Here is a 5,800-nt window from a genome sequence, read left to right as displayed (position 1 = left end):
TGAAGGCCACGGCGATGCCGGGCTTGGCGATCGGCAGCGCGACATGGCGGAACACCTGCCAGCGATTGGCGCCGTCGATCACGGCAGACTCTTCCAGCTCCATCGGCGTGGTCTCGAAATAGCCGATCATGATCCAGATCACGATGGGCACGGTGACCACGAGATGGATGATGATCTGCGGCCACAGCGTGCCGAGCAGGCCGAGCCACTGGAACAGCAGAAAGAGCGGGATGAGATAGGACAGGCCGGGCGTGATGCGCGCGATCAGGATCAGGATCGCCGCCTTGCGCGCGCGCATGCGAGCGAGCCCGTAGCCGGCGGGGACGCCGACGACGAGGGCGAACAGGGTCGCGGCGCCGGTGACGATCAGCGTGTTGAAGAAATAGGTCATGAACCGCTTGGATTCGATGACGGCGGCATAGTTGCCCCAGTTGATCCGCTCGGGGATGAAGACAGGCGGATAGGAGGCGTTGTCGATCTCGAATTTGAGCGAGAGCGACAGCATCCAGAGGAAGAACAGGATCGCCGGCGACACGATCACGAGGACGGCGAAAGCGAGGCCGATCCGGCCGAGCAGGGTTCGCATCAGGCGCTGCCTCCGCTCTCGTTCCAGTGGGTGCGCTGGCGCAGATGCAGGAGGGCGCCTGCGAGCGCGATGATCAGCGCGAAGAACACCACCACGATGGCCGAGGCATAGCCGACGTCGTAGTAAACGAAGGCGACGCTGTAGAGATAAAGATTGATGGTCTCCGAGGCGCTGCCGGGGCCGCCCTGGGTGATGGCGAAGATGATGTCGAAGCTTTTCACGGCGTCGATCATGCGGATCATCGCGGCAATGAACAGGAACGGCATGATCATCGGCAGCGAGATATGGCGAAAGGTCTGCCACGGCGTGGCGCCATCGATCTGCGCGCTTTCATAGGGCTCGCTCGGCAGCGCACTGAGGCCGCCCAGCACGATCAGCATGACGAGCGGCGTCCATTGCCATGTTTCCACCAGCACCAGCGAGGGGATGACGGTGGCGGGGTGGAACACCCACAGCGATGGCGGCAGGCCGACCAATGAGAGCAGATAATTGAGGATGCCGAGCTGCGGGTGGAACATCATAGTCCAGACCAGCGCGATGGCCACGGGCGTTGCCATCATCGGCAGGATGAACAACCCGCGGATGAAGCCGCGCAGCGGGAAGCGGTTGTTGAACACGACGGCCGCGAGCGTGCCGAGCACCACCGGCAGCACCACGGACAGCACCGTATAGACCAGCGTGTGCCACACGGATTCCACGAAGCGGGCATCGCCGGGCAGGCGCATGTAATTGGCGAAGCCGACAAAGGTCGGCGCCTGGCCGACCTTCCATTCATGCAGGCTCATCCAGATTGTATAAGCCCACGGGAAGACGATGACCGCCATCACGACGATCATCGCCGGCAGGACGAACGGCCAATAGGAGATCGGCCGCCACTCGTCCGTTTTCACGGCCGTTGGCTCGGCCGCACTTCGTTGTTCTGCAGCCAGCACACTCACGTCTTTTCGCTACGCTCCAGGATGGGACGGAACTGCTCATGCGCTTTCTTGAGCTCGGTGGCGGGATCGGCGCCCGCCAGCGTGGCGGTGATGCCGGCGCCGACGAGATCGCGGAATTCCGCGACCGGGATGATCACGGGCAGGCCGAGCTTGCTGATCTTGGCGGAGTCGATCACGGACTGCAGCCATTCCTGGTTCTTCACGCCCTTGCGGACCTCCGCATCATTCAGGATCGAGTTGCGGAAGGGCACGCCGCCGCCGGTCTGCAGCAGGCGCGCGCCCATCTGCTTGGACACCGCCCACTGGCAATAGAGATAGGCGGCTTCCTTCTTGGTCGAGGTTTTTGCGATGCCGACACCGTCGCCATAGGTCGAGGAGTACTGGCCCTTCGGTCCAGCTGGCACCAGCGTGTAGCCGATCTTGCCGACCACGCGCGACGCATTGGGATCCTCAATGGGCGGTGCCCAGCCGACACCATCGATCCACATGGCGGCACGGCCCTGGGTGAGCGAGGCCATCGACTCCATCCAGTTGAAGCCGGCGGCGCCAGGAGGCGCGCTCTTCATCATCAGGCGCTGATAGACTTTTGTCGCCTCGATGGATTCGGGGCCATCGGTGAGAATGTTGCCCTTGGCGTCGAGGAATTCGCCGCCGTAATTGAGGAAGAAATTGCTCCACAAGGTCATGTTGGCGTTGCGCAGGCCGCGGCCGGTGAAGCCATAGATGCCGTTGGCGGGATCGTTGAGCTTCTCGGCGGCGGCGACCATCTCGTCCATGGTCTTCGGCACGGCGACGTTCTTCTTCGCGAAGATCTCCTTGTTGTAATAGAGGATGAAGTAGTCCACCGACCAAGGCAGCGAATGCATCACGCCCTTGTCGTTCTGGGCGAATTCGCGGCCGGCAGCGGAAAAATCGTCCACGGTGAGATCTGGCGCGGTAAGCGTCGGGTCCTTCATGAAGCCCGAGATGTCGGCGAGCCAGCCGGCCTTCTCGAATTGCCGCTTCTGCACGTGATAGCTGAGATGTACGACGTCGAAGCTTGGCTTGCCGGAGGTGAGCTCGATCACTGCCTTCTGGCGTTGTTGCTGTTCCGGGATCAGTTCGGACTCGACCTTGATGCCGGTGAGGGCGGTGAATTCGGACGCATATTTCTGCAGCAACTCGCCGCGCGGGCCCTTGATCAGATTGGCTTCGATGGTGGTGCCCGCATATTTCTTCCAGTTCGGCTCGGCGAAGGCGGGTGTGGAGATGCCGAGCGATCCGAGCGCAGGCAGCGCGCTGGTAGCGAGCGCGCCCTTGAGCAGGGCACGACGAGACGGGCCTTGGCTGGCCATGATGATCCTCCCTCGAGCCGCCTTGACCGGCGGTGATTTTATGGGTCGCTCCCCGTGAACCGGAGATGCGCCTGGAGGGAAGCGTAACATGCTGAGGCGAGGTGGCAAGGTGGACATGCCGGTTGTCAGACAAGTTGTCGCGCGACCTGCGGGCGGCCGAAATCCGGTCTGCCAGCAGGTTCAGACGAACACCTGGACTCCGACATTAAAGCGGTCAGCCAGAAGCTTGATCTGCCGGACGTTCAGATCGCGTTTCCCGTTCAGAATCTCCGAAACAACGCCTTGGCTCCCGAGTTCCGGAAGGTCGCTCTGCTTGAGCTGGTGTTGATCCATCAGGAAGCGAAGTGTGTCGGCGGGAGATGCTGGTTCGGCAGGATGTTGCGCTGCCTCGTAGTCGCCTATCAAGTCGCCGAGCAGCGTTACTAGCGCGGAGAGTGGCGCATTCTCATCTGCACCACCGGCATCCAGAAGCGCATTGAGTGCGGCGGTCGCTGCCTTGTAATCACGCTTCGTCTTGATCGGGTGCAAGGGAATGTGGGCCGAAATAGCATTAAGATGCTCGGCGATATCATCCACTTCTGCACGGGTCAGGTTCACGGCTTCCATGAATCATATTCCTTATGCGTGAAGATGTGCCTCACATAGAGACGCTGCTTGTCGAAATGGATCGCGGCGACGATCCTGAACTTATTGCCGCCGATATCGAAGACATAAAAGGCACCAACGCGATCGACTGCGTTAAAGGTCTTCTTCAGATCAGCGAAATTCGCGAACGAGCGTGACTCGACGATCTTGCGCCAGACCTGCAGTGGAATGCCGGCCGCCTGATGCTTGCCCGAGAATACGACCAACGCGCTGTTTGAAATAACCCGCATGGGCGCTCGTCGATTTTGCTGATACCAGCATATATCTCATATTGAGATAAACGGCAAGGTGGCAAGTTTGGCGGTGTGCGGGCCAGGCGCGGGAACTAATTCTTCACGCCATGTCCCAGTCGGCGCGAGATCGCATGGGTGCAATCGAGCAGCGCTTTTGCGATCGGGCTATTCCAGTTGACGTCGAATGTGCCGACAGCGCCCATGGCGGTGATGGAGAGGACGACGGCGCCACTGTGGTCGAACACCGGCGCGGAGAAGGCATTGACGCCGCGCAACGGTTCGCCGACGGCGCGGGCGAGGCCGCGGCTGCGCACATCGGCAAGGATCTTGTCGATGGCCGGGCCCTTGGACTCGCGTTTCGGATCGTAGCCGATGGAGAGGCGATCGAGCCCCTCGTCAAGGGCAGCATTGATGGTGGTCGGCGGTAGGAAGGCCGCGAAGATACGGCCAGTCGCGGTCTCCAGCAGCGACACGGTGGAGCCGACGCGCATGGCGATATGGACGGGATGGCTGGGCTCTTCGAGCCGGACCACGGTCGGACCATGCGTGCCCCAGATCGCGAGCGATACGGCGTGGTCGATCTGCGCGGCAAGGGCGGTAATGGCAGGCGTGGCGACACGCACCGCGGAAAGCCGGCGCAGCGTGACGATGCCGAGTTCGAGCGCCAGTGCACCGAATTCATATCGCCCGGTGGATGGATCCTGCTCGATCAGACCGATGCGTGAAAAGCTGACGAGATAGGGATGCGCCTTGGCTGGCGCCATGCCGGCCTCGCGCGCGAGATCACGTAGCATCATCGGTTCGCCGTTGCGCGCCAGCGCTTGCAGCAATTCTCCGCCGACCTCGATCGACTGGATGCCGCGACTCTCTTTAGCCATGCTTGCCCCACATCAGAGCGCGACATTACACGGCGAGGAAGCCGCCATCCACCGGCAAGGTCGCGCCGTTCACATAGGAGGCCATGTCGGAAGCGAGAAAGACGACGGGGCCGACAAGCTCGTCGGGCTGCCCGACGCGCCCGAGTGGCGTGCGACCGAGAAAGCCGGCGAGACGCACGGGATCATTGCGGGTGCCTTCGGTCATGGCGGTCTCGATCACGCCGGGCGCGAGCGCATTGACGCGCACGCCATCTTTTGCGAGTTCACGCGCCAGTGTCTGGGTCAACAATTTGACGCCGCCCTTGGAGGGTGAATAGCCGAGCGTATCGGCGACGCCGACAAAGGAGGCGATGGAGCCGAGATTGATCACGCTGCCGCGCCGCGCACGCAGCGCCGGCAGGAAGGCATGGGTGACATTGAAAACGCCATTGAGATTGACGTCGAGTACGCGGCGCCAGTTCTCTGCGGCCCGTTCGGAGTCGATGCCCTCGCGGATGATGATGCCGGCATTGTTGACGAGGATCGAAATATCGCCGGCATCGTCGTGGACGATGTCGGCCAGTTCTCGACAGGCGTCGACATCGGTCACGTCGAGACGGTAGTGCCAAGCTCGATCGCCGTTAGCCCTGATCTCCCGTGCGGTTTCTACGGCCGCCGCTTCGTCGATATCGGTGACGACAACGTCCGCGCCATGCGCTGCGAGGCCGCGTGCGATGGCGCGGCCGTTGCCATTGCCGGCACCGGTGACGAGAGCGAGCTGTCCGAGCAGCAGGTCGGGAGCGAAGACGGTCATGGTCATGCCGCCACCGGTTTGCCGGCGAGATGGCGCCCGGCGATGTAACCGAAGGTGAGGGCGGGGCCGAGGGTGATGCCGGCGCCGGGATAGTTGCCGCCCATGATGCTCGCCATGTCATTGCCGGCGGCATAGAGGCCGTGGATCACCTCGCCATTGCCGTCGAGCGCGCGGGCATGGGCGTCGGTCCTGATGCCGGCATAGGTGCCGAGGTCGCCGATCACCATCTTGATGGCATAGAACGGTCCGGTCTCGATCGGCGCCACGCAGGGATTGGGGCCATGCTGGGCATCGCCCTGATAGCGGTTATAGGCGCGCGAGCCCTTGCCGAAGGCGGGGTCATGGCCGTTGGCGGCATCGACGTTGAACTGAGTGACGGTGTTCGCGAATGCG

8 protein-coding genes are annotated in these 5,800 nt (G+C 62.4%); all 8 read right to left on the bottom strand.

Annotated features, from left to right (window positions below):
• A partial coding sequence (locus ACIQ17_RS30040) for a carbohydrate ABC transporter permease (protein ID WP_398473114.1) occupies nt 1-586 on the bottom strand: 586 nt, incomplete at its 3' end.
• Nucleotides 586-1,422 carry a carbohydrate ABC transporter permease gene (locus tag ACIQ17_RS30035; RefSeq protein WP_398473115.1) on the bottom strand — a complete coding sequence of 279 codons (837 nt, stop codon included), beginning with the start codon at nt 1,420-1,422 and terminating at the stop codon, nt 586-588. The genes ACIQ17_RS30035 and ACIQ17_RS30040, both read right to left, overlap by 1 nt.
• 98 nt (nt 1,423-1,520) lie before the next feature.
• Nucleotides 1,521-2,858: an ABC transporter substrate-binding protein gene (locus ACIQ17_RS30030; protein WP_398473113.1), complete on the bottom strand. Its 1,338-nt coding sequence runs from the start codon at nt 2,856-2,858 to the stop codon at nt 1,521-1,523.
• Nucleotides 2,859-3,038: 180 nt separating this feature from the next.
• Nucleotides 3,039-3,464 carry a type II toxin-antitoxin system HigA family antitoxin gene (locus ACIQ17_RS30025; protein WP_398473112.1) on the bottom strand — a complete coding sequence of 142 codons (426 nt, stop codon included), beginning with the start codon at nt 3,462-3,464 and terminating at the stop codon, nt 3,039-3,041.
• Complete coding sequence (locus ACIQ17_RS30020) at nt 3,452-3,733, bottom strand: type II toxin-antitoxin system HigB family toxin (protein WP_398473111.1); 282 nt, start codon at nt 3,731-3,733, stop codon at nt 3,452-3,454. Before ACIQ17_RS30020 ends, ACIQ17_RS30025 begins: the two co-directional genes overlap by 13 nt.
• Nucleotides 3,734-3,828: 95 nt before the next feature.
• Nucleotides 3,829-4,614 (bottom strand): IclR family transcriptional regulator, encoded by a 786-nt coding sequence (locus ACIQ17_RS30015; protein WP_398473110.1) that lies wholly within the window; start codon nt 4,612-4,614, stop codon nt 3,829-3,831.
• Nucleotides 4,615-4,639: 25 nt separating this feature from the next.
• Nucleotides 4,640-5,413, bottom strand: a complete 774-nt coding sequence (locus ACIQ17_RS30010; RefSeq protein ID WP_398473109.1) for an SDR family NAD(P)-dependent oxidoreductase — start codon at nt 5,411-5,413, stop codon at nt 4,640-4,642.
• The coding region (locus ACIQ17_RS30005; protein ID WP_398473108.1) for an FAD-binding protein at nt 5,410-5,800 on the bottom strand (391 nt) is incomplete at its 5' end. The genes ACIQ17_RS30010 and ACIQ17_RS30005, both read right to left, overlap by 4 nt.

Source organism: Tardiphaga sp. (assembly GCF_044340795.1).
Taxonomy (GTDB): Bacteria; Pseudomonadota; Alphaproteobacteria; order Rhizobiales; family Xanthobacteraceae; genus Tardiphaga.
This window is presented reverse-complemented; position numbering and strand designations above follow the sequence as displayed.